The 23,157-nt window shown below is 73.3% G+C and carries 14 protein-coding genes and 1 tRNA gene; 2 read left to right on the top strand and 13 right to left on the bottom strand.

What is annotated here, in order from left to right; genetic code table 11:
• The coding region (locus tag NFS20_RS13360) for a hypothetical protein (protein ID WP_251152267.1) at positions 1–262 on the bottom strand (262 nt) is incomplete at its 3' end.
• 38 nt (positions 263–300) lie between these two features.
• Here NFS20_RS13360 and NFS20_RS13355 point away from each other — a divergent pair.
• Together NFS20_RS13355 and NFS20_RS13350 are read left to right on the top strand one after the other, a co-directional pair.
• Positions 301–444: a hypothetical protein gene (locus NFS20_RS13355; RefSeq protein ID WP_251152266.1), complete on the top strand. Its 144-nt coding sequence runs from the start codon at positions 301–303 to the stop codon at positions 442–444.
• A gap of 164 nt (positions 445–608) precedes the next feature.
• Positions 609–679: transfer RNA gene (locus NFS20_RS13350), tRNA-Gly, on the top strand.
• 67 nt (positions 680–746) lie between these two features.
• Here the strand turns inward: NFS20_RS13350 and NFS20_RS13345 are convergent.
• The 12 genes from NFS20_RS13345 to NFS20_RS13290 all read right to left on the bottom strand — a co-directional run bounded on the left by NFS20_RS13345 (position 747) and on the right by NFS20_RS13290 (position 22,735).
• Positions 747–1,283, bottom strand: coding sequence for a DUF234 domain-containing protein (locus NFS20_RS13345; RefSeq protein ID WP_251152265.1), 537 nt, complete (start codon positions 1,281–1,283; stop codon positions 747–749).
• Between the two features lie 315 nt (positions 1,284–1,598).
• On the bottom strand, positions 1,599–2,057 hold the full coding sequence (locus tag NFS20_RS13340; protein WP_251152264.1) for a GNAT family N-acetyltransferase: 459 nt from the start codon (positions 2,055–2,057) through the stop codon (positions 1,599–1,601).
• Between the two features lie 126 nt (positions 2,058–2,183).
• On the bottom strand, positions 2,184–3,470 hold the full coding sequence (locus NFS20_RS13335) for an AGE family epimerase/isomerase (protein ID WP_251152263.1): 1,287 nt from the start codon (positions 3,468–3,470) through the stop codon (positions 2,184–2,186).
• A gap of 172 nt (positions 3,471–3,642) precedes the next feature.
• Entirely contained in the window at positions 3,643–9,063 is a 5,421-nt protein-coding gene (locus NFS20_RS13330; protein WP_251152262.1) for a GH92 family glycosyl hydrolase, read from the bottom strand.
• 170 nt (positions 9,064–9,233) lie between these two features.
• A complete protein-coding gene (locus NFS20_RS13325) occupies positions 9,234–10,433 on the bottom strand; it encodes an OmpA family protein (RefSeq protein ID WP_251152261.1) in 1,200 nt (399 codons plus the stop codon).
• Positions 10,430–11,026, bottom strand: coding sequence for a hypothetical protein (locus NFS20_RS13320; RefSeq protein WP_251152260.1), 597 nt, complete (start codon positions 11,024–11,026; stop codon positions 10,430–10,432). Before NFS20_RS13320 ends, NFS20_RS13325 begins: the two co-directional genes overlap by 4 nt.
• 35 nt (positions 11,027–11,061) lie before the next feature.
• Positions 11,062–12,159 carry a LacI family DNA-binding transcriptional regulator gene (locus NFS20_RS13315; RefSeq protein ID WP_251152259.1) on the bottom strand — a complete coding sequence of 366 codons (1,098 nt, stop codon included), beginning with the start codon at positions 12,157–12,159 and terminating at the stop codon, positions 11,062–11,064.
• 3 nt (positions 12,160–12,162) lie between these two features.
• The gene (locus tag NFS20_RS13310) at positions 12,163–13,383 is read right to left on the bottom strand and encodes a sugar ABC transporter permease (protein ID WP_251152258.1); all 1,221 of its coding nucleotides are present in this window, start codon (positions 13,381–13,383) and stop codon (positions 12,163–12,165) included.
• The gene (locus tag NFS20_RS13305; RefSeq protein WP_251152257.1) at positions 13,380–14,150 is read right to left on the bottom strand and encodes an ATP-binding cassette domain-containing protein; all 771 of its coding nucleotides are present in this window, start codon (positions 14,148–14,150) and stop codon (positions 13,380–13,382) included. Before NFS20_RS13305 ends, NFS20_RS13310 begins: the two co-directional genes overlap by 4 nt.
• Positions 14,147–15,271, bottom strand: coding sequence for a substrate-binding domain-containing protein (locus NFS20_RS13300; RefSeq protein WP_251152256.1), 1,125 nt, complete (start codon positions 15,269–15,271; stop codon positions 14,147–14,149). Before NFS20_RS13300 ends, NFS20_RS13305 begins: the two co-directional genes overlap by 4 nt.
• Positions 15,268–16,386 (bottom strand): ROK family transcriptional regulator, encoded by a 1,119-nt coding sequence (locus tag NFS20_RS13295; protein ID WP_251152255.1) that lies wholly within the window; start codon positions 16,384–16,386, stop codon positions 15,268–15,270. The genes NFS20_RS13300 and NFS20_RS13295 overlap by 4 nt, the downstream gene beginning before the upstream one ends.
• A 178-nt stretch (positions 16,387–16,564) precedes the next feature.
• A complete protein-coding gene (locus NFS20_RS13290; RefSeq protein ID WP_251152254.1) occupies positions 16,565–22,735 on the bottom strand; it encodes a glycoside hydrolase family 2 TIM barrel-domain containing protein in 6,171 nt (2,056 codons plus the stop codon).
• Positions 22,736–23,157 lie beyond the last annotated feature (422 nt).

Genomic DNA, 23,157 nt, shown 5'->3' with positions numbered 1-23,157 from the left:
CGAGCAGGTGCGGTGCGTCGCGCTCCGCGTGCATCGCGACGACGTCGAGGAACACCGTGAGCGCTCGCGCGGCCCGACGACGCTCGGCCGCCTCGCGCTCGCGTCGCTCCTCGTCCGACTCGGCGGGGTCGGGCGCCGGCTTTTCCGTCCCGTCGGCGACGTCCCGGGGGGGGGCGACGACGGCGGAGTGCGGGGGGAAGAGCGTCGCGGGCTGGCGGCCGAAGAAGCGGCCCAGGGCGGTGGGGCGGCCCGGAGGGCCCACGGCGCCGGTGGCGGTGCGCGCGGGGCGCGGCGCGCCGGGTGCACCCCGCCCGGGGGACGCGCGCGGGGACGCGGGACGGCGGGGCGCCGCCGCCGCTCGCCCTGGGCGGCGTGCCCGACGTCGGCGCCGGGCTCCCGTACGCGGGCTCGCCCCGGTCCTGGCTCGCGGCGCTCGCCTCGTAGGGCGTGGGCTGCTGCGGGTCGGGCTGCTGCTGGTACGGGTTCTGGGACAAGACGCCTCCTCGGAGCGGTGCTGGCATCCCCGGCGTCGTCCGCTATGATCGGGGCGCGCGCTGGTTCGCCGAGGATCCTCCCAGAGGAGCCGGGGCGAGCGCCACCAGCGTCGCGCGGGTGTAGTTCAATGGTAGAACTTCAGCTTCCCAAGCTGATAGCGCGGGTTCGATTCCCGTCACCCGCTCAGCGCCCGAGAGCCCCGCACCACGAGGTGCGGGGCTCTCGTCGTCCACGGGTCCGCCGACGACCCGTCACGGCCACGCGGCGAGCAGGTCGTCCGCGGTCCAGACCTGCGCGAGACGCGGGTCGTCGACCGCCCCCGCGGGGCACACGGCGACCATCGGCGTCGCGGCGCCGACGCCCGGGACCTTGATGGCGTCCGCGGCGAGCCTGCTGATCTCCCGTACGTCGACGGGTCGGTCCGCGTGCCACTTCACCGTGCCCACGAACGCGATGCTCCTCGCCGGACGTCTGTCAGCCGCGACGAGGTCGATCTCCGGGGTGTTCGACCGCGGCCACCACCCGCCGAGCTCGCGCGCGGCCGGCCACCGGTCGTCGGGAAGCAGCCGCCCGAGGGCCTCACGCACCACGGGTTCCACCGCGCGCCCTCGCCACGAGGCGAACTGCGCATCGAACCTCGCCGCCGCGAGGTCGGGCCGGCCGCGGTCGACGTCGGGGAGCACGGGGTCCACGAGGGCGAGCCAGAAGCGGAGCGCAGGGTCCGAGACCCGCCACCGGCGGTCCTTGGTCGCGTCCTTCGTCGACAGCGGTTCGTCCGCGACGATCACGCGTTTCGTGGTGAGCGTGGCCAGCGCACGGTCGAGCGTCGCGGGCGAGAGCAGGCCGTCAAGGGTTCGCAGAACGCCGGTGTAGGTCCGCTCTCCTCGCCCGCCGATCGCGGTGAGTACCGCTCTCGCGTGGGTCGACTCCGGGAGCTCGCCGTCCAGGACGCGAGAACCGGAGACGACGAGCGCGCTGGTCGACCGCTCGAAGGACCGTCGGACGAACGTCCGGGGTGCCTCGCCGGCACGCCGCTCCTAAGCCACGTCAACCCTCCTCGACGTAACCCTCATCGAGAATAGTAAACCTTGTGAGGGTTGACGTCAGAGGGCCTTCGCGAAGTGGTGCCCCACGATGCTCAGGCGCTCGCGCAGGTAGAAGCGGTGGGCGCCGAACCGCTGCACGCCCGAGTCGAGGTCGAGCGCCGAGCACCCGGCGTCGCGCGCCCGGCGTTCGAGCTCGCCGAGAAGCGCCGCCCCGACACCGCGGGACCGCGCTCCAGGCGCCGTCACGAGGTCGTCGACGTGCAGCTTGCGCACCGCGCTCGTGTTCGCGAGGACGCGCCAGCCCGCGACGCCGAGGCACGAGTCGCCGTCGAACGCCGCGAGGAAACGGGGGCCGGGTATGTCGTCGGCGAGGACCTGCCGCAGGAGGTCCGCCGTGAGGTGCGGCCGCAGCGCCTGCAGCACGGGCAGCGCCGCGGCCCAGCGCGGGTCGTCGGCGCCGAGGTCGACGAGCGTCAGGCGTGCCGTTGCGGCAGGGGCGGTCGTGTCAGAGGTCACGCCGGCACCCTAGCCGTCCACCTGACCCGCCGAACCCCGGGCTGCGCCCTGATCAACCCCCTCATTGCAGCGCAACCCGGGGTTCGGCAGACCTCGTGACCCACGACCCGGGTTCGGCGGAGCGTCTCAGCCCAGGATCCGGCCCGCCGCCTTGGCCGACGCCGCGAGCGAGCCCGTGAGCGGGAGGTCCGGCAGGATCACGGCCTGCGCCGCGTGGTAGACGTCGGGCTTGCCGACCCACGTGACGCCGTCGGGCCGGTTGCCCGTGTCGAGCTCGTGGTGCCACGACCCGCGCTCGTGGTCCACGAGATACCGGTCGATCCACGCCCACCAGCCCGCTGCGGCCTCGGCGAACCGCGGGTCGCCCGTCACGCGGCCGAGCACGTCCGCCGCGGCGACGGCCTCGGCCGCGACCCAGTGGTAGCGGCGCGGCTCGACGGGCACGCCGTCCCAGCCGACGGTGTAGACGAACCCGCCGCCGTGCGCGCCGTCCCAGCCGTCGGCCACCGCGCGGTCGAACAGCGCGACGGCCGCCTCGGTCCGCGCACCGGGCGTGCCGGCGGCGACGTCGAGCTGCAGCAGCAGCCGCGCCCACTCCAGGCCGTGGCCGGGCGTCGAGCCGTACGGCTTGAACGGGTCGCGCGGACGGTCCGCGTTGTACTCCGGCAGCGGCGTCCACGACGCGTCGAAGTGCTCGGGGATGCGCCAGTCGTTCTCCGCGGCCCAGCCCACGACGCGGTCCGCGACCGACGCCGCGCGGGCGAGCCACTCGCCGTCGCCCGTCGCGTCGTGCGCGGCGAGCAGCGCCTCGACGGAGTGCATGTTGGCGTTCACGCCGCGGTAGTCGTCGAGCACGGTCCAGTCGCGCGACCACTCGTCGGCGTGCATGCGCGGGCCGGCCTCCCAGAACCGCTCGTCGAGCACGGCGAGCGCCGCCTCGAGCAGTTCGCGCGCCCCGTCGCGGCCGGCGATCGTCCCCGAGGCCGCGGCGAGCACCACGAACGCGTGCGCATAGGCGCTCTTCGTCCCGTCGACGGGCTCCTCGGCGGAGTCCACGACGTCGCCCGGCCGGGGCGCCGGTCCCCGCGACGACACCCAGCCGCCGTGCTCGGCGTCCACGAGCACCGCTCGCAATCCGTGCAGCGCGCGGTCCGCGCGCTCCCCCGCGCCCGGGACGCCGAGCAGCGACGCGAACGACTCGACGTGCGCCGTGCGGGACGTGATCCACGTGTGCACGGGGCGCGTGAGGTCGGGGCGACCGTCGTCGTCGAGCCACTGCGCCGCGCCGTCGGCGCGCAGCGTCGGCTCGGCGAAGCGCAGCAGCGCGGCGAGCTGGTCGCGACGCCAGGCGGCGAGGTCCGGGATCCGGTCCGCGGTGAGGTCCGTGGCGGGCGTGGGTCGGTCGGTGGTCATGAAGGCCCTTCGGTGTGCGGAGGTGGGCGACGCCTGCGCCCGGATTCCCTCCGGTACGGCGCGGTGCCCCGGGACGATCATCCCGGGGCACCGACGGTGGTGCGTACCCGCCTCACGACCTGGACCGTCCGAGGACGGGTGCAGGCCGTGGGGCGGGCCTCCTGCTGTGAGGCTAGCCGCAGCTGATCGCGTCGAAGCCGGCCTCGATGCTCGCGGTCACCTCCTCGTCGCCCGAGCCTCCGACGGCCTCGACCGTCACGGTCCCGGCGTCCACGGACGTCGCGCGGACGGCGAACGACTGGTACGCCGACTGACCCGGCTGCACCGCGGCGAACGCCTTGGTCCCGAACGGCGTGACGAGCCGGACCGCGAGCGGGGCGTCCTCGCCGTTGACGGCGCGGACGGCGACGTAGGCCTTGCCCGCGAGGCACCGCGTGCTCGCGGTGACCTCGACGTCGAGCGTCGGGGCCGCCTCGGTCACGGTCACGGGGACCTCGACCACGCTGCTCGTCCACCCGTCGTCGACCACGACGTACGCCGTGTACGTCCCGGCCTCGGCGTAGGCGTGCGCGCCCGTGACCTGACCGTCGGCGACGGCCCCTGCGGCGACGTCGGACCCGTCGCCCCACGTGATCGCGGCGCGGAGCTCCGCGCCCTCGCGCCCGCCGGTAACGGTCGCCAGGACGGTGTCGGTCTCCTGCCCGACGGCGACGCTCACGCCGTCCGCGGCCGTCACCTCGAGCGCGGGCTGCTCCACGAAGGTCCCGTCGTGCGCGAACGCGACCACGTGGATGCGGCCGTCGCGCTCGAGCACGCCCGGCTGGTCCGGGAGCGTGATGCTCACGGGCCGCTTGCCCTCGGGGAGCGTGATCGGCGCCGTCGCGAAGAACGCGGCGGGCGTACCGGTCTGCGGGCTGCCGCCGCGCAGGCGGCTGTCCGTCACGGCCACCGGGATGTTCCCGAACACGGGGTTGCGGGCCGCGCCCGACCAGTCGCCGAAGCTCAGGCCGATGGCCTGGGTGGAGCCGTCGTCGAACGTCAGCGTGCCCGAGGCCTGCTGGTTCTTCTCCGTGCCCGTCCCGATCACCGAGAGCTGCTCCGCGTCCGCGGGGACGTCGAGCTCGATCGTCTGGCCGTCACCGGTCGCGTTGTCCGGCTCGCCCGCGGGGACCGCGGGCACGTCGAACTGCAGGTCGGTGCCGGGGACGGACCCGCGCTCACCCTGGACGAAGCCCTTGGCCGCGAGCTGCGTGCGGTCGAAGAACACGCCCTGGCCGTCGCACGAGCCGACGGTCGTGCCCGGGTCGCCGATGCAGACGTTGTCGAAGGCCCCGAGGAGCGAGCCCTCGCGCAGCAGCGAGACCGACACGGACGAGGTCGCCGTGACCGGCTCCCCGCCGTCCGGCGTCACCGTGACCGTGACCGGGTAGACGCCCGGAGCGGTCCACGTGTGCGCGGCCTGCACCGACCACGACCCGAACGCGCCCTGCACCAGCGTGGCAGCGGCGGGCTCGGAGCCGTCGCCGAACGTCACCGAGACGTCCAGGCCCTCGGCGTCGTCGACGCCCGTGAGCGTGGCGAACGTCCCCGTGACCTCGCGACCCGTGACGGCGTCGCGGTCCGCCGCGGCGTTGAGCGTGAGCTCGGTGGCCCCGGACTCGGACGGGTCGGCGAGCAGCTCGACCTCGGCGAGCGAGAGCGCGCCCTCCCCGGCCGACGCCGTGACGACGACCCGGTAGTGCGCGTACGCCGCCGGCTCGGCGACCGTGAACGGCCGCGTCTGCAGCGCCCAGCGGAACTGCTCGCCGGAACGCTCGTCGAGCGTCGTCCACGTCTCGCCGTCGTCGGAGCCCTCGAGGGCCCATGCGGACGGCGACGCCGTCCCGCTCGCGCCGGAGGTCAGCGTGTACGTGCCGACGGTCGGCCGGATGCCGTTGCCCGACCACGTGACGGTCGGGGTGGCACCGGCGAACGTGGTGCGGGTCGCCGACGTGTCGTCCACGAGCGCCGCGGCGCTCGTCGCGGCGTCACCGTCGGTGACGGTCGTCGTGCCGAGGCCCGACGCCGTCGCGTCCTTCACCGGCTCCGGCGCCTCGTCGCCCTCGGTGAGCGACGGCGGCGCGTCGTCCTCGCCCGTGCCCCACGCGGACGGCTCCGGACCCATGACGAAGTCGAGGGTCGCGCCGCCCGAGAGGTCAGCCTGAGAGAGCGAGGTCGAGGTGCGGGTCTCGCCGTCGACGGCGAGCGACTGCACGTAGACGTTGTCCACCGAGTTGTTCTCGGCGTTGACCACGAGGTCGCCGCCGGGCAGGTGCACGGTGGCCTTGTCGAACAGGGGCGAGCCGACCGCGTACTCGTCGGAGCCGACCTGCAGCGGGTAGAAGCCGAGGGAGGCGAAGATCCACCACGACGACATCTCGCCGTTGTCCTCGTCACCCGGGTAGCCCTGGCCGATCTCGCTGCCCACGAAGAGGCGGCGCGTGACCTCGCGGACCTTCTCCTGCGTCTTGTGCGGAGCGCCCGCGGCGTCGTAGAGCCACGGGATGTGGTGGGACACCTGGTTGCTCATGCCCCACATGCCCATGCGGACGTCGCGCGCCTCGCGCTGCTCGTGGATGCCGCCGTTGCCCGCGCCCTGCTCCGGCGTGGAGAAGAACTCGTCGAGCTTGGCCTCGAGCCCTTCCTTGCCGCCGTAGAGGTTGGCGAGACCCTGCGGGTCCTGCGGCGCGTGGAACGCGAAGTTCCAGCCGCTCGTCTCGGTGTAGCCGCCGCCCCAGGCCTCGGGGTCGTACGTCTCCGGGTCCACGGCGAACTCGCCGTCCGCGTGGCGCGGGACGAAGAAGTCGACCTCGGGGTCGAACAGCTCGACGTAGTGCGTGGCGCGCTCGAGGTAGTAGGCGGACTCCTCGCGCAGCGTCTCGCGACGCTCGTCCGGCGTGGCCGGGTCCTCGGCGAGGGCCGCGGCCATGTTGCCGATGCCGAAGTCGTTGATCAGGCCCTCCAGGCCCCACGACACGGACTCGTGCGTGGACTCCGGCGTGAACCCGAGGAACGGCGACGTCTGCAGGCCCTTGCGGCCCACGGCGTTGTTCGGCGGGGAGACGGACGCGTTCTTCACCGCGGCGTCGTACGCCTCGAGCGCCACGTCGGTCGGCAGCGAGCCCTTGAGGTAGGCGTCGGCGAACGCGACGTCCGAGCTCGTACCCGTCATGAGGTCGGCGTAGCCGGGCGAGGACCAGCGGGCGATCCAGCCGCCGTCGCGGTACTGCTCGACGAAGCCGTCGATCAGCTCGCCCGCGAGCTCGGGGTAGAGGAACGAGTACGCCGGCCAGGCCGTGCGGTACGTGTCCCAGAACCCGTTGTTGACGTAGATCTTGCCGTCCACGACCTTGGCGTTCGTCGTGGTGTCGGTCGCGCTGCCCGACGTCGGCGACACCGGGCTCGCGTACTTGTGGACCGGGGCCTCGGGCGTGCCCGTGTTCTCGAACTGCGAGTTCGGGTACAGGTTGAGGCGGTAGAGGTTCGAGTACAGCGTGACGAGCTGGTCCTCGCTCGCGCCCTCGACCTCGACGACCTCCAGGCGGTCGTTCCACGCGTTTGTCGCCGCGGCCTTGACCTCGGTGAACGACTTCCCCTCGACCTCCTGCGCCAAGTTCTTGCGGGCCTGGTCGAGGCCGATGAACGACGTCGCGACGCGCAGCTCGACGGTGTCGTCGGACGACGTGTCGAACGTGGCGTAGCGCGCGTCCGCGCGGTTCCCCGCGGCATTCCCGACCGCCGTCGGACTACGGTCGAAGGTACCGGCGACGAACATGCGCGTGCGGCCCACGGACAGACCCGAGCCGTTCTCGACCCAGCCGGAGAGCGTGCCCGTGGCCTGGTCGAAGGACAGCTTGGAGGTGCCGTCGACCTTGTCGACGAGCACGTGCCCGACGTCGCCCGGGTAGGTGAAGCGCAGCACCGCGGCGTGGTCCGCCGGGGCCACCTCGAGGGCGCTGTCGTTGGTGAACGTCACGCCGTAGTAGTCCGGCCGCGCCGTCTCGTCGGCGTGGTCGAACTCGAGGCCGCGCTGCGCGAGCGTGCCGTTCGGCGCACCCGTCGCGGGCCCGACGGCGGGCAGGAACGCGAGCTGGTTGCGGTCGCCCATCCACGGGCTCGGCTCGTGCGAGATGCCGAGGCCCTGCAGGACCGGCTTGTTGTTCGCGTTGTTGGCCTTCTGGTACTCGTACAGCCAGCTCTGCGACGACGCGTTGGTCATCGGCACCCAGAAGTTGAAGCCGTTCGGGACCGCGGCCGCGGGGATGTTGTTGCCGCGCGAGAAGCTGCCGCTCGACAGCGTGCCGCGGCGCGTGTCCACGTAGTTGGCGAGGCTCGAGCCGTCGACCGTCTCCGGCTGCGCCGTGAGCGCGACGTCGTCGAGCCAGCCCGCGAACCGCGTGCCGGCCGCGCCGCCCGGGTTGTCGTAGCCGAGGAGCACCTGGTCGACGGTCTTGCCCTCGGCCACGTCGCCGACGTCGACGCGCACGGAGTTCCACTGGTCGGCGTAGAGGATCTTGCCCTCGCCCTGCGCGCGCGCCGTCGCGACGGTCTCGTGCGCGTCGCGCGCCTCGAGGTCGGACAGGTACGTGCCGTCGGTGAAGAGCAGGTCGACCGCGGCGTACGTCGACGGGTACTGCAGGTCGTCGAGGAGCTCGGGGAAGATCGTGTAGCTGAGGCGCGTGTCCTCGCCGACCTCGACGTCGACGTCGTCGTAGAGGACGTTCGTCGCGTTCGCCGGGCCGTCCGCGAGGTGCGAGCCGTCGTAGCGGAGCGAGGCGAGGCCGGAGAACCCGACGCCCGCCTTGTTCGTGAAGTTGACCCGCGGCCCGGTGCCGACCTTCGTCGTCATGGGCGCGGCGCTCGGACCGGCGGACATGTCGGCCGAGAGGTCCCACCCGGCGAGCTGGATGATCGGGTCGCCCGAGTTCGCGGTGACGTTCAGGCGCAGGTGCGTGTACGCCGCCGTCGGCGCGTCGAGCTCGAAGAGCCGCTGCTGCTGACGCTGTGGGAAGTCCTCCTCGGCGCGCTGGTCGAGGGGCGTCCACGTCGAGCCGTCGTTCGAGCCCTCGATGGTCCACGTCTTCGGGTCGCGGCCCGCCGCGTCGTCGGCCGACGTCAGCGCGTAGGCGCCGAACGCGACAGGCTCGGTGAACTCGTACGTGACCCAGCCGGTCGAGGCGAACGCGAGCCACTTGGTGCCGGAGCTGCCGTCGGCGAGGTTCGCGGCGCCCTCGTTGGGCAGGTTCTGCGCGCTGGCCGTGACCGTCTTGATCTTCCCGAGCACGCTGCCCGGCAGGCCGCTCGTGAAGGAGCCGACGTTGGTCTGCCAGGGGGCGCCGTCGCGCTCCGCCACGGTGGTGGCGAGCGGCGCGGGGTCGGCCTGCTCGAACGACGACGCGAAGTCGCCGGGCTCGGCGGCCGCGGCGGGCAGGGCCGTCGCGGCGCCCAGCGGGACGGCGAGCGGGACGGCCAGGGCTGCGGCGATCGCGATCCCGAGGGATCTCGACCTGCCTGAGGGTCGGTGCGCGGCGCGTGCGCGGTGGAGTGGGGTCATGACGAGCGATCTCCTTCGATCGACAGCGCTGTCAGCCTGAGCGGGTGCCCCCGACAGCGCGCAGGGGGTAGCGCTGTCAGGGGCAGGGCGAACCTATGCGCCCGTGGCACCGGTGTCAACGGGAGCGCGCCCGCCCACGACGTCGTCCCGGTGCCGTCGTCCTCCCGCGCTCAGTCCCGGACGACCGGGACGTCCTCGAACGTGGGCCACGTCGGGAGGACGGACACGTACAGCGAGGAGAGCGACTCGTCGACCGGCCGCGGGAGGTACACCTCGTAGCGCACCGTCCCGCCGACCGCCGTGCTCGCGCCGAACTGGTCGGTCTCGAGCTCGAGGCCGCGGCTGGACACCGGCTCGTAGGACACGAGCCGGTACGGGTCCACGGCCCGGGGGTGGAGCTCGCCCGCGGTCATGTCGTAGACGGTGATCCGGTCCTCGTCACCACCGACCGGACCGAGGGGCGTGAGCTGCAGGCGCAGCCGCATCGTGGAGCCCCGCACGACGATCGGCTCGACGCCGACGCGGACCTGCTCGTCGCCACCGTCCTCCGACGGGACGGTCACGACCTCCTCCGCGACCGTCTCCACGTCCTCGACGAGCTCGACGCGCGGGCCGTCCCCGGCGACGAACGGCACCGTGACCGGCTCGAGGTCCTGCTCCTCGCGCTCCAGCGTCGCACCCCCGGCCGTCGAGCCCGAGTAGCGCAGCTCCACGCGGCGGTTCTGCGCACGCGCGTCCGCGACCTCGTCGCCGCTCTCCGCCACCTTGAGCCGGGACTCGCCGAGCCCCTCCGCGGCGAAGGCCACGTCGGGTCGCTCCGCGGCCGCGGCGTCGGCGACCGCCTGCGCGCGGCGCAGCGACAGGTCCTGGTTGGCGTCCTCCTCCCCCACCGAGTCGGTGTGGCCCACGACGCTCGCGACCACGTCCGCGGGCAGCTCGCTCGCCACCTCGCGCACGCGCTCGACCGCGGCCTCGGAGAGCTCGGCGGAGTCGACGTCGAACAGCACGTCCGTCTCGAGCGTGACGACGACCTCCTCCTCGAACACCTCGACGTACTCGAAGGACTTCACCGCACCCTCGAGCTCGAACGTCCTCGCGACGGCCGGGTCGAAGCGCGTCACGGCCTGGTCGAGCAGCTCGCGCGACGGCTGCCCGCCGAGGTCCTCGACCGTGACCGGGTCGACGCCGGGCAGGAACGCGGCCTCGTCGGTCGTCCCGGTCCCGGTCTGGTCGGCCTCGGTCGCACCGGCCCCGGTCGGCCCGGCCACGGTCGTCGAGGCCGCCGCCGGGGTGAGCGACGCCGCGGCCACCAGCCCGGCGGCGACCGTCGCGGCGAGCGCGGGACCGGCGACGCGGCGTCGGCGCGTCACTCGGTCGCCTCCCAGGTCACCGGCACGTCCTCGAAGGCCGGCCACGCGTCGTGCAGCCGCACGTCGACGGTCGCGGGGTCGCCCTCGGGGCGCGGGAACCACGCCTGGTAGAGCAGGGGGTGGCCGTTGGCCGTCTGCGCGTACACGACGTCCGTGGCCATGTCCTTGCCCGGGGCGGAGACGACGTCGTACCGCGTGAGCGAGCCGACGTCGAGCAGCCACGGGTCGTGGTGGCCGCCGAGCATGTCGTACACCGAGTGCTCCTCGGGCCGGTCCGGGTCGTCCTCCGCGAAGTGCGGGGTGAGAACGACCCGCAGCTCGACCGTGGAGCCCTCGGCGACGAGCGAGACGAGCCCGACGGTCACCTCGTCCTCGGCCGAGCCGGGGACGGGCAGCCGCGTCTCGAGGATCGGCTCGTACTCGGTCGCGCCGACGACGACCGGTGTCGGCGCCTCGGCCGCGTCGTCACCCGAGCACGCTCCGAGGGCAAGTCCCAGGACGACGGCTCCTGCCGCCACGGCGACCGTCCGTCGACCCCGGTGTCCCCGCGACGGGGCGGCGGGCTGCGGGCCGGAGCGTCGTGGGCGCGTCATGGCCCGGAGGGTAGCGGATGTTCCGGACGGGACCGTCAGCCGTCCGTCCCCGGGGCCGCGACCTCTCCCGTCCCCCGCACGACGAGCCGGGTCGGCACGACCACGAGCCGCGGCGGGAGGTCCGGGTTCTCCGAGCGGGACACGGCGAGCGCGGCGGCCTTGCGGCCCATCTCGACGACGTCGTAGCCGACGACCGTCACGTCGAGGAGGTCGGCGAGCGCGAAGTCGTCGAACCCCACGAGCGCGACGGGCCCCGCACCGGGACCCCCGGCGTGGTCGCGGAGCGCCTGGAGGGCGCCCACGGTGATCTTGTTGTTGGCCGTGAGCAGCGCCGTCGGCGGCTCGGGGAGCGCGAGCAGCTCGGTGACGAACGCGCGCGCGAGGTCGGCGTCGTGCGCGCCGTCGCGCACGTAGTCGTGAGGCGACTCGACGCCCGCTCCCCGCAGGGTCGCGACGAACTCGTCGCGACGCTCCTGGAACGTCCACAGCCTCGACTCGTCGCCGACGAGCGCGATGCGCCGGTGGCCGTGGGCGAGGAGGTGCGTCACGGCGTCGCGCATCCCGCCGCGGTTGTCGATGACCACGGTGTCGGCCTCGACGCCCTGCGCCGGGCGGTCGACGAAGACGACGGGGAGCCCGCCGTCGAGCTCGTGCTGCAGGGAGGAGTGGTCCGTGGCCGTGGGCGTCACGACGAGCGCACCGACGCGACGCTCGACGAGCGCCTCCGTGAGCGAGCGCTCGCGCTCCGGGTCCTCGTCGGAGCTCGTGGTGATGAGCTGGAGGCCGTGGTGGCGCAGCTCCCGCTCGATCCCGCTCGCGAGGGCGGAGTAGAACGGGTTCGCGAGGTCGCCGGTGACGAACCCGACGAGACGCGACGAACCGCCGCGCGCCAGGTCGGCCGCGACGGCGTTGCGCCGGAACCCGAGCCGCTGGGCCGCCTCCTGGACCTTCTCCCGCGTGGGCGCGGCGACGTTGGGCTCGTCGTTGAGGACGCGCGAGGCCGTCTTGAGGCTCACGCCCGCGAGCTCGGCGACGGCGGCGAGCGTCGGGCGCCGACCGCCGCGCGCACCGGGCGCGCGCCTCTCGCCGCGAGACGTCGTCGCAGCCGTTCCGGGTTCCCCCTGCAGCACCATCGTCTAGACCTCTCGTCGACCGCGGATGAGCATGTCGACGACGATAGCGAGCAGCAGGACCGCTCCCGTCACGATGTACCGCGTCGCCGTGTCGAGGTTGAGCAGCGTGAGGCCGTTCGCGATCGACTGGATGACGAGCACGCCGAGCAGCGCCGACCACGCGCTGCCGCGCCCGCCGAACAGGCTCGTGCCGCCGATGACGGCCGCCGCGATGGCGGTGAGGTACGTGTCCGCGCCGCCCGTGCCCTGGTTCGCGGCGGCGAGCCGGCCGGCCGCGAGGACGCCGCCGAGCGCCGCGAACGTGGAGCACGCGACGAAGCACGACACGACCGTGCGGCGCACCGCGACGCCGGCGAGCAGCGCCGACCGCCGGTCGCCGCCGACGGCGCGCACCGACCGCCCCCAGCGCGTGCGCCGCAGGAGGACGTCGACCACGACGACGAGCGCGACGAACAGCACGACCGTGTACCCGACACCGCGCGCCGTGCCGAGGTACGCGACCGTCCCCGCGAGCACGACGGCGAGGATCCCGGTCCGCACCGCGATGCGCGCCACCCCCGGCGCGGGGAGCTCTGCGCGCACCCGGCGCACGTGGTCGACCACCTGGACCGCGAGGTACCCGGCGACGACGACCACGACGACCGCCCAGGCGGCGGCCTGCGGCAGGAAGCCCTGCTGGACGGTGCGCACGAGCCACGACTCGAACGGGAGGTTGATCGAGCCCTTCGGCCCGAGGACGCGCAGCTGGACGCCCGCGAGGATCAGCAGCCCGGCCAGCGTGAAGACGAACGACGGCAGCCCGAGGCGCGTCGACAGCGCGCCGTACCCGAGCCCGACGACGACGCCCACCGCGAGCGCCGCGAGGATCGCGAGCGCGACGGGCCACCCGAGGCTCACCGTCCCGACGGCGAGCACGGCCGCGGCGAGACCGCTCACGGAGCCGACGGACAGGTCGATCTGCCCCACGAGCAGCACGAGGACGACGCCGAGCGCGATCATCCCGGTGGGCGCGCTCTGGAGCGTGAGGTTGACGAGGTTCTCGGCGGACAGGAACGCGGGGTTGATCGCGCCGAGCACGGCCCAGATGAGCAGGAGCGCGCCGACGATCGGGAGCATGCCGAGGTGCGCGCCGCGGACCCGCTGCACGACGGAGCCCGAGAGCGTGCCGTGACGGTCGGCCGCGCGGTCGAGGGGGACGCCCGCGGAGGGGCCGGGGACGCTCATCGCGGCACCGCCCTCGGGCCACCGGTGCGACCGGGGCGCACGGCACCCGTCATCGCGGCGAGCAGGTCCTCGTACGACGTGTCGCCCGCGAACTCGCCGTGCACGCGCCCGAGCCGGAGCACGAGGATGCGGTCGGCGACGGCCTGCAGCTCGCCCGCCTGGTGGCTCACGAGCACCACGGCGTGGCCGCGCTCGCGCAGCTTCTCGATGAGGTTGAGGACCTCGGCGGTCTGGCGCACGCCGAGCGACGCCGTCGGCTCGTCGAGGACGAGCACGCGCGGCGCGCCGAGGAGGGCGCGCGCGACGGCGACGACCTGGCGCTGCCCGCCGGACAGCGCCCGGACGGGGAGCCGCACGGACGGGACGGTCGCCGCGAGCTGGTCGAGCAGGCCCCACGCCTCGCGCTCCATCGCGACCTCGTCGAGGAACGGTCCGTGGACCGTCTCCTGCCCGAGGAAGAGGTTCTCGACGACGTCGAGGTCGTCGACGAGCGCGAGGTCCTGGAAGACGGCGGCGATCCCGAGCTCGCGAGCCGCCTTCGGGGACGAGATGGCGACGGGCTCGCCGTCGAGCAGGACCTGCCCGGTGTCGGGGCGGAACGCGCCGGCGACGACGCCCGCGAGCGTGGACTTCCCCGCGCCGTTGTCGCCGACGACGGCGAGGACCTCGTGCTCGTGCACGTCGACGTCCACGTCGACGAGCGCGCGCACGCCGCCGAAGCTCTTCGACACGCCGCGCAGGGACAGCACCGGCTGGGGCGCGCTCACGAGGCGGCCTCCAGCAGTCCGACGTCGAGGCAGGCCTCGACGTAGTACGGGGTGCAGATCTCGTCGACGGTGTAGACGCCGCCGTCGACGAGGACGCGCTGCACGTCGTCGGGCCCGACGGCGCGGGGCGCCAGCAGGAGGCTCGGGACGCCGTCGATCACGGCCGTGGCGCGCGGGTCCTGCCCGCGCAGCAGCCGCACGGCGAGCTCCGCGGCGGTGCGCGCCTGCTGCGAGGTCGCCTTGTAGACCGTCATGTACTGGTCGCCCGAGATGACGCGCTGCACCGCGGCGAGCTCGCCGTCCTGGCCGGTGGTCGGCGGCACGGGGTCGAGGCCGGCGGCCTTCATCGCGGCGATGGCGCCCCCCGCGATGCCGTCGCTCGCGGCGAAGACGCCGTCGACGCGGCCGGGGTACTGGGTGAGCTGCCCCTCGACCCACTCGGTGGCCTTGTCGGGGCTCCAGTCGGGGGTGTCGTACTCGGCGAGCACGTCGATGTCCTCTCCGTCGAGAGCGCGGTGGGCGCCCGCGGCGAGCGCCGCGGAGTTCGGGTCGGTCGGCGACCCCTGGACGAGCAGCACCCCCGGTCGGCCCTCTGCGGGCGGGTCCTCCTCGGCGCGGGCCTCGACCGCGCCGACCAGGGCCTCCCCCATGAGGTAGCCGATGAGCTCGTTGTCGAACGACACGTAGTAGTCCGCGTCGGCGACGAAGCGATCGTAGGCGATGACGGGCACCCCGAGGCGCCGGGCCTCCGCCACGACGCTCACGGCGGCGACCGTGTCGACGGCGTCGAGCACGAGGACGTCCGCCCCGCGCGCGAGCATCGACTCGGCCTGCTGCTGCTGGTTCGCCGCGTCCTGCGCGGCGTTGGCGTACAGCACCTCGCACGTGGGGCAGCGCCGCTCGACGACGGAGACGAACGTCGGCCGGTCCGTCGTCTCGTACCGGGCCGTCTTCGCCTCGGGCAGCAGGAGCCCGATCGTGCCCTCGGTGGGACCGGTCTGCTCCGCGCCCTGGTCGACGGCGCAGCCCGCCCCGAGCGCGAGCGTCACCGCGGCGATCGCCGCGACGCGGAGGGCCCGACGACGCGGTGCGGGCCGCGCGGCCCCGGGTCGACGGCTCACGCCCCCACCCCCAGCGCGCCGCTGACGCGTGCCGTGTCGAGCGCGACGGCCAGCGCGCCGCGGACCTCGGCCGCGGAGCCCAGCGCGGACGCGACGACCTCGACCGGCCCGGCCGTGCTCGGCACGGTGCGCTGCTCGAGGACGGTGCGCAGCGGTCCGAGCAGGATCTCGCCCGCCTCGGCGAGCTGTCCCCCGACGACGACGATCTCGGGGTCGACCAGGTTGCACAGGTTCGCCGCGGCGACGCCGAGGTGCTGCCCGGCGTCGAACAGGACGCGTCGGCAGCCGGGGTCGCCCTCCCGCGCCCGGGCGATGACGTCGCGCAGCGTGAGGTGGCCGCGGCTCTCGGACAGCATGCCGAGCAGCACGTTCGCCCCGACGAACGTCTCGAGGCAGCCGCGGTTGCCGCACCGGCAGATCGGCCCGTTCTCGTCGATCGTCACGTGCCCGATCTCCCCCGCGACCCCACCGCGCCCGTGCACGAGGCGGCCGCCGAGCACGAGCCCGCCGCCCACGCCGTGCGAGACGCGCAGGTAGGCGACGGCGTCGTGGCCCTGGGCCGCGCCGAACCGGGTCTCGGCGAGCGCGCCGAGGTTCGCGTCGTTGTCCACGGTGACGGGTGCGCCGACCTCGGCCTCGAGCAGCTCGGGGACCACCACGCCGTCCCACCCGCGCAGCATCCCCACCGTCGCGATCCGCCCGGTGCGCACGTCCACGGGCGCCGGGACACCGACCCCGACGGCGAGCAGCTCGCCGGGCGCGGCGTCGACCGAGGCGACCATCTCCTCGACGAGCATCGCCGCGCGCTGGAGCCCCGTGTCGGCACGGTGGTCGGGCGCGAGGGGCATGCGCTGGTCGGCGAGGACCCGCATCGAGGCGTCGGCGAGCGCGACGCGCAGCGAGCGGGTGCCGAAGTGGACGCCGGCGACGAGGCCGAGGTTGCGCGCGAGCGTGACCTGCAGCGCGCGGCGGCCGCTGCGCGTCGACGGCGACGTGTGCAGGACGCCCGCGCCGGTGAGCTCCTTGACGATGTTGGAGACGGTCGCCGGGGACAGCCCGGTGACGCCGGCCAGCTCGATCTGCGTGAGGGAGCCACGCTGCTGGACGGCGCTCACGATCCGGGCTCGGTTGGCCTCACGCAGTGAAGTCTGCGAGCCCGGGGTCACCCGGTCAGCGCGCACGAGCGCCAGAATAGCTCCTTGCGTTCACTTCCTGGCCTGAACTGCGAGGCCGAGGGTGCCCCGGGTGCGCCGGTCCGACGGTCGGACGACCGGCGCACCCCGGGCGGTTCGGTCAGCCGCAGGTCGGAGCGGCGTGCTCCGGCCTGGCGACGGTCTCGCGGTCGTCGCCGGCGTCCGACGGCCGGGCCGTGACCGTCGCGGCGTCGGCCTGCGGGTCCGCGCCCCGCACCGCGAAGGACTGGTACGCGCTCTTCCCCGGCGCGACGCCGGTGAACGTCTTCGTCCCGTACGGGGTGGCGATCTCGACGTCCAGCGGGACGTCGTCGTCGTTGACCGCACGGACGGCGAGGTAGGGCTTGCCCGCGAGGCACCGCACGTCGGCGGTGACGGTGACCGCCACGCCCTCGGGTGCCTCGGGACGCTCGATGACGCCGTCGACGCCCTGGCCGCCCACCCGCACCGTGATCGCGTCGAGCGAGCTCGCGGCGGACCGGTAGCTGTAGTCGAGCACGCCCCGGCCGTCGGCCGTGACGAACGCGACGTGGTCCAGACCGTCCACGCCGTCCGCCGTCCCCTCGACGACGAGGACCGCACCCGGGGAGAACCCGGACCCGTGCAGCGTGACCGCCTGCGTGTCCGCCGCGAAGCCCACCTCGAACGCCGGTTCGGCGCCGGGGACGACCTCGCGCAGCGCCGCGTGGGAGAAGGACTCCTCGCCGGCCGCGAGGTCCTTCGTCCAGGCACCCGCCACGGGGGCGAGCGTGCCGTCCTGGACCAGGAGGTAGGACAGCGACGCGGGCGTGGTGCCCTCCGGCAGCGAGATCGGCAGGTCGCCGTCCTGGTTGCCGTCCTCGGTGTCGAACGTGACCTCGCGGTAGCCGAGCATCCGGTTCGCGTCGTCGTACGCCACGGCGATGCTGCGGATCTTCTGCCCGGTCGGCTCCGTGCTGAGCAGGTAGCCGATCGACGCCGTCGTCCCGCTCACCTCGGACGTCAGCCGGATCATGTCGACGGGCTCGTCGAGCTCGTCGCCCACGAAGGTGACCTGCGGGTCGCCCCACACCCCCTGCGCGGGAGCCGTCGCACCCTCGACCGGGAGCATCACGAGACGCAGCGCCTCGTACGGGTGACGCTGGCCGTCCTCGCCCTCGTACATCAGGTCGAGGTCGAACCGGTGCAGGTCGCGCTGCACCTCGAGGTCGCCCGTGTACCCGGCGTTCGCCAGGACCGGAGAGGTGCCCAGCTCGTCCCAGCCCTCGGTCGGCACGTCGGCGCCCGTCGCCCCGGCGTAGAAGCCGTTCGTGAGCGCCGCGGCGTCGCGCGCACCCCACACGGCGAACCGCACGGCCGCGCCGTCGCCGCCGTCGGGCTGCATCGTCCAGTCCACGCCGACGTCCGCCGTGAAGCGCAGCGCGTCCCGGTGGGACACGTCGACGTCGAGCACCTGCGCGGCCCGGCCGGCCAGGCCGTGCTCGTACTCCCGGACGACGGCACCGGCGCCCTCGCCGCTCTCGCGCAGGCGCAGGGTCGTGTCGCCCCCGGCACCCTCGCTGCGGTCGAGGTAGACGCCGCCCGAGCCGCTGTACGCGTACAGCAGGTTGCCGTGCAGCACCGCGGTCTGGTCCTCGCCGTCCGCGGCGATCGACGCGGGGACCGTGACGAGGTCGCCGACGTACGCCTGCTGGCCCTCCGGGGACCCCGCACGCTCGAACGCGACCTCGTAGGTCTCGGTGCCGACGCGGACCGTCGCGGTGCCCGGGACCTGCGTCGCCTGCGTGACGTGGACGAAGAGACCACGGTCGTGGTCGACCGAGACCGTCGGCACGTCGGCGCCGGACCCGAGCACCAGCGTGTACTCGTGCACCTCGGGGTCGAAGCCGGGCAGCGTCGCACCGTCGAGCGAGATCCCGTGGAGCTGGGGGTCCTCCGGCAGGTCGACGGCGATGCGCGGGTCGCCCCACACACCCTGGTCGTGGCCGTTGTCGCCGTTGGCGTTCATGACGAGACGCAGCGCCTCGTAGCGGGCGGTCCCGCCGTCCGCCTCGTAGGTCAGGGGGACCTCGTCGAACGCGAAGTCGTTCCGCCCGGAGATCACCGGGCTGGCGGCGAGCTTCGTCCACCCGTCCGTGACGACGGTCCCGGTGCCGGCGGACCCCGGGGCCATCGGCGCGTAGTAGTCGGCCGTCAGGGCGTCGACGTCCGGGTGACCCCACACCTCGAAGACCACGCTGGAACGCGTCGCGCCGGAGCCCGACCACTTCGACGGGTCGATCCCGCCGGTGCCGGAGAACGTGGTCACGGCGTGGTCGGAGATGTCGAGGTCGACGATCTGGTGCGCGTTGCCCTGGAACCCCTTCTCGTAGGCGCCGCTCGCCGTCTGGAGGGCGGCACCCGTCCCGCTGACGTCCTCGAAGATCCGCGAGTAGCCGCTGTACGCGTAGAGCAGCTCGCCCACGCCGGGCTGCCCGCCGGTGTAGGCGCCGGACGCCGACACGGTCGGCGGGACGTCCACGAGGTCCGAGACCGCGAGCACCGGCTGCGGCTCGGGGGCCCGCGTGATGTTCACGGTGTAGTCCACCGACGACGCACCGGACGTCACGTGCAGCACGGCCGTCCCGGGGATCTCCGTCGGCTGGTCGATCGTCACCGTGGTGCCCTCGGGCGCGGTCGCCGTGACCTCCGGCAGCAACGACTCCGGGTAGTACTCGGGGAGCGTGAAGTCGTAGCCGAACGTCTCCGGGGTGAACCCCTCCAGCGGCATGCCGTCGACCGACACGGAGTCGAGCAGCGCGAACGTCGGCGCCGGGTAGATCGCCTTGGAGCGCGCCATCGGGTCGGAGCCGGCCTCGAGCGGCGTCAGCGTGTACGTGTAGTCGAGCAGCGCCGCGTCGGTCTTGCGGATCATCGCCGACGGCGGCTCGGAGCCCCAGTCGAGGTTGCCGACGCCCTTCTGGTGCTCGAGCACGCGCAGCACCACGTCGTCCGTCCGCTCGGCCTCGTGCGGGTAGCGCTTCTTGGAGCTGAAGGACGACAGCGACTCCGGCGTGTGGTGGAGCGCGACCGCCTCCAGGGGGTCGCCCGAGTAGCCCTCGCCGTACGTCATGGAGGCGAGCAGGCCCGTGCCGTCGTCGTCGGTGAGCGCCATCCAGCGCACGTCCGTCTTGTTGCCGTTCTCCTGGATGCGCGGGTAGGGCACGAACTGGTCGGTGACGGTGCCGGACCACACGCCGACGTTGTTGCCCGCCTTGCGGTCCCAGTACGTCTCCGACGGCCCCCGTCCGTACCACTCGACGTTCTCGAACCGGCTCGGGAGCTGCATCATCATGCCGAACTCGCCGAGCTGGTCGGGCGCCTCGGCGGACGGCGCGAGCCGCGCGCCCACGACGACCGTCCCGTCGGCGTACACCGTGTACGTCGTCGTGTACGCGCTGCCGTTGCGCAGCGTCGCGTTGACGACGATCTTCGTCGTCCCGCCGTCGCCGCCCAGCGTGTTGACGGAGACGTCCTGCAGGTCCTCGCCCTGGTTCAGCCAGGCCTGGTAGCCCTCCGGCGTGGCGAGGTTGTGCGCGTTGCCGCGCACCGCGCCGTTCTGGTCGGTCTCCGCGCGGAAGAACGATCCCACGGGGGCCTTGGTGACGAGGTCGTCGTCGCCGACCTGGTACGTGTCCAGCAGGCCCGTGGCCTTGTCGACCGCGACCGTGAAGGGCGAGCCCTCGGGCGTCGTGCCCGTGACGGTCACGGCGTCGTCGGTGGTGTCGGTGCGCGACGCGCCGAGCGCCTCGACGTCGACGACCTGGTCGACGCCGCGGGCGTCGAGCGCGAACTGGGCGCTGCCCTGGACGTAGCCCGCCTCCGCGTAGGGCGTGTCGGCGGCGAGCCGGTACTCGACGAGGAGCTGGTACTCGGCGCCCGGCGTCGGGTCCTCGATCCCGTACGGGAGCGTCACCGTCGTCGTCGAGCCCGCGTCCACGTCACCCGTCGGCGGCGCGAGGTCCACCTCGGCGTCGGTCAGCGTGCCGCTCTGGACGGTCGTGCCGTCCTCCTGCAGGGACCACACGACGTCGTAGTAGCTCGCGTTCTTGAACCGGTTGAGGTTCGTGATCGTGACCTGACGCTCCGCGCGCTGCGCGTCCGTCTGGGAGAACTTGAGGTCCTGGTACTGCTTCTTGACCTCGTAGGCGCCGGGCTTCCACGTGCGGTCCGGGAACAGCACGCCGTTCATGAGGAAGTTGCCGTCGCCGGACACCTGCGGCCAGCTGCCGTCCATGCCGAAGAACAGCTCGTCCCGGGTGACCCCGTCGGACGTGTCCGCGCCCTCCTTGAGCGTGAGCGCCGACTGGTCGACGTAGTCCCAGATGAACCCGCCCTGCTGGCGGTGGCTGCTCTCCATGATCTCGACGTAGCGCGACAGCTCGCCGCCCGTGTTCCCCATGAAGTGCTGGTACTCCATCATGATGAACGGCTTCTCCGCCGTCGGGCGGTTCGCGGCGCTGTACGCCGGGTACATCGCGCCGATCATGTCGACGCGCGGGTTGCCGTTGTCGCCCTGGTAGTGGACGAGCTTCTCGCCGTCGAGCTCCTTGATGACGTCGATCATCGTGTCGAAGTTCGGGCCGGTGCCCGCCTCGTTGCCGAGCGAGTAGATGATCACCGAGGGGTAGCCCTTGTCCCGCTCGACCATGCTGCGCATGCGCTGCTCCATCGAGACCGTGTACCGCGAGTCGTTGCCCGGGAAGTCACGGCTCGTCAGCGAGGGGTCGATGGCGTACGGCGTGTTGTTGATGCCGTCGCGCCCGTTGTGCGACTCGACGTTCACCTCGTCCATGACGTACAGGCCGTACTCGTCCGCGAGGTCGAGCAGGTGCGGGTCCGGCGGGAAGTGGCTCGTGCGGATCGCGTTCATGTTGAGCTGCTTGGCGTTGCGCACGTCGGCCACGACGTTCTCGTACGGCACGTGGTGCCCGAACGCGGGGTCGTTCTCGCCGCGGTTGACGCCGTAGAGCTCGATGTTCTGGCCGTTGATGCGCATGTTCGACGTCGAGTCCGACGTGCCCGCGTGCTCCATGTAGAACTCGCGGAAGCCCACGCGCTTGCCGAAGGTCTCGAGCGTCGTGCCGTCCGCGTCCGTCAGCTCGAGGACCAGCGTGTAGAGGTTCGGCAGCTCGGCGGACCAGAGCGCGGGGTCCTCGACGGTGGTGGTGAGGTCGGCGGTGCTTGTCTCGCCGGCGCCCACCGTCACGGACGTGCTCACGGGCTCACCGACCGGCTCGCCCTGCGCGTCGAAGAGGTGCGCCTTTACCGTGCGCTCGGCGGCCTCCGCTGACGTGTTCGCCACGTCGACCTCGACCTCGAGCTGCGAGGACGAGTAGTCGTGGTCCGTGAACGTCGTCTCGACGTCGTAGTCGTACACCGCGACGTCGGGCTGGACGGTCAGGTAGACGTCGCGGTGGATCCCGGCGAAGTTCAGCCCGTCCTGGCTCTCCAGGAAGCTGCCCGTGGTCCACCGGTACACCTGGACCGTGATGAGGTTCTCGCCCTCGTGCACGTAGTCGGTGACGTCGAACTCCGACGTGCTGAAGCTGTCCTCGCCGTACCCGACGACGGCCCCGTTCACGGAGAGGTAGAAGCCGGACTCGACCCCGAGGAAGGACAGGATCAGCCGGTTGTCGGTGATGTCCTCGGCGGTCAGGTCGAGCGTGCGCATGTAGGTGCCGACCGGGTTGAACGCCGTCGACGCCTGCGCTGCGTCGAAGTCGCCCTGGTTCGGGACGCCCCCGCCGGAGGACTGGAAGGGGTAGTCCTGGTTGTTGTAGATCGGGAAGTCGGTGCCCAGGGCGCCCGCGTACCTGCCGGCCACCTGCCAGCTCGACGGGACCTCGATGTCCTGGAACCCCTCGTCGGGGATGCTCGTCACGCCGGAGACGTCGGGCTTGTCGGCCGGGGCGTCCACCTGGTTGAACTGCCACGTGCCGTTGAGCAGGCGGATGTTCTCCGACGCGCGCTGGGCCCGGTGGAGGGTCGGGTTGGCCTTGGCCTCGTCGACCGTGTCGAACGGCACCATGACCGAGCGTGACGGCGTCTGACCGACCTTCACCGCCGTCGGCGTCGTCCACTCGGTCCCGGTGACCTCCGGGTTGTCGACCGCCTGGACGGCCGGCGCGGCACCGGCCGCCGGAGCGACCAGCCCCGACACGGCGAGCCCCGCGGCGGTCGCGACCGCGACCGCCCATCGTGCGGGCCTGCTGTGGACAGGACGTCCGGGGACGTCGCTCGTGCTTCGCATCTCTCTCCTTCGAGGGCGCGGTGCTGCTCAGGGTGGCTGCGCGTCGGCGACGACGCGGACCGGAGGACTGCCAGGACGGGGGGCGACGCGCGGGTCGCACCGCAGGGGACGAGCGCTCGGGGGACCAGCGCACGCGCAGTCTACGATCACATCTCAACAAAAAACAACACGACCCATCATGACGGTGGCGCGGCCCGCCTCGCCTCCGAGCAGCCCTTGCCCACCCCGCGCGCCAGGCCCGGCGCGGCAGTCCACCCCGGGTCACGCGCGCCTTGCGTCCAAGTCATGATGGGAACATCACGAAAGAGTCTCGGCTGCGTTCATTTCTTGACATCAAGCCCTGGCCGACGTTGTATGGGGCTCGGGTTCGAGGGCGCACCGATGCGCCCGGCCGACGACGTGGACCTCCCCCGTCCGCCCGC

The organism is Cellulosimicrobium sp. Marseille-Q4280 (assembly GCF_943181405.1).
Classification (GTDB): Bacteria; Actinomycetota; Actinomycetes; order Actinomycetales; family Cellulomonadaceae; genus Cellulosimicrobium.
Note: the sequence above shows the minus strand (reverse complement) of the source record. Positions and strands in the feature narration are given on the sequence as shown.

Coding starts and splice junctions, on each gene's coding strand:
- NFS20_RS13335 (WP_251152263.1), bottom strand. CDS start 3,470: ATGACCACCGACCGACCCACGCCCGCCACGGACCTCACCGCGGACCGG.
- NFS20_RS13330 (WP_251152262.1), bottom strand. CDS start 9,063: ATGACCCCACTCCACCGCGCACGCGCCGCGCACCGACCCTCAGGCAGG.
- NFS20_RS13320 (WP_251152260.1), bottom strand. CDS start 11,026: ATGACGCGCCCACGACGCTCCGGCCCGCAGCCCGCCGCCCCGTCGCGG.
- NFS20_RS13315 (WP_251152259.1), bottom strand. CDS start 12,159: ATGGTGCTGCAGGGGGAACCCGGAACGGCTGCGACGACGTCTCGCGGC.
- NFS20_RS13310 (WP_251152258.1), bottom strand. CDS start 13,383: ATGAGCGTCCCCGGCCCCTCCGCGGGCGTCCCCCTCGACCGCGCGGCC.
- NFS20_RS13290 (WP_251152254.1), bottom strand. CDS start 22,735: ATGCGAAGCACGAGCGACGTCCCCGGACGTCCTGTCCACAGCAGGCCC.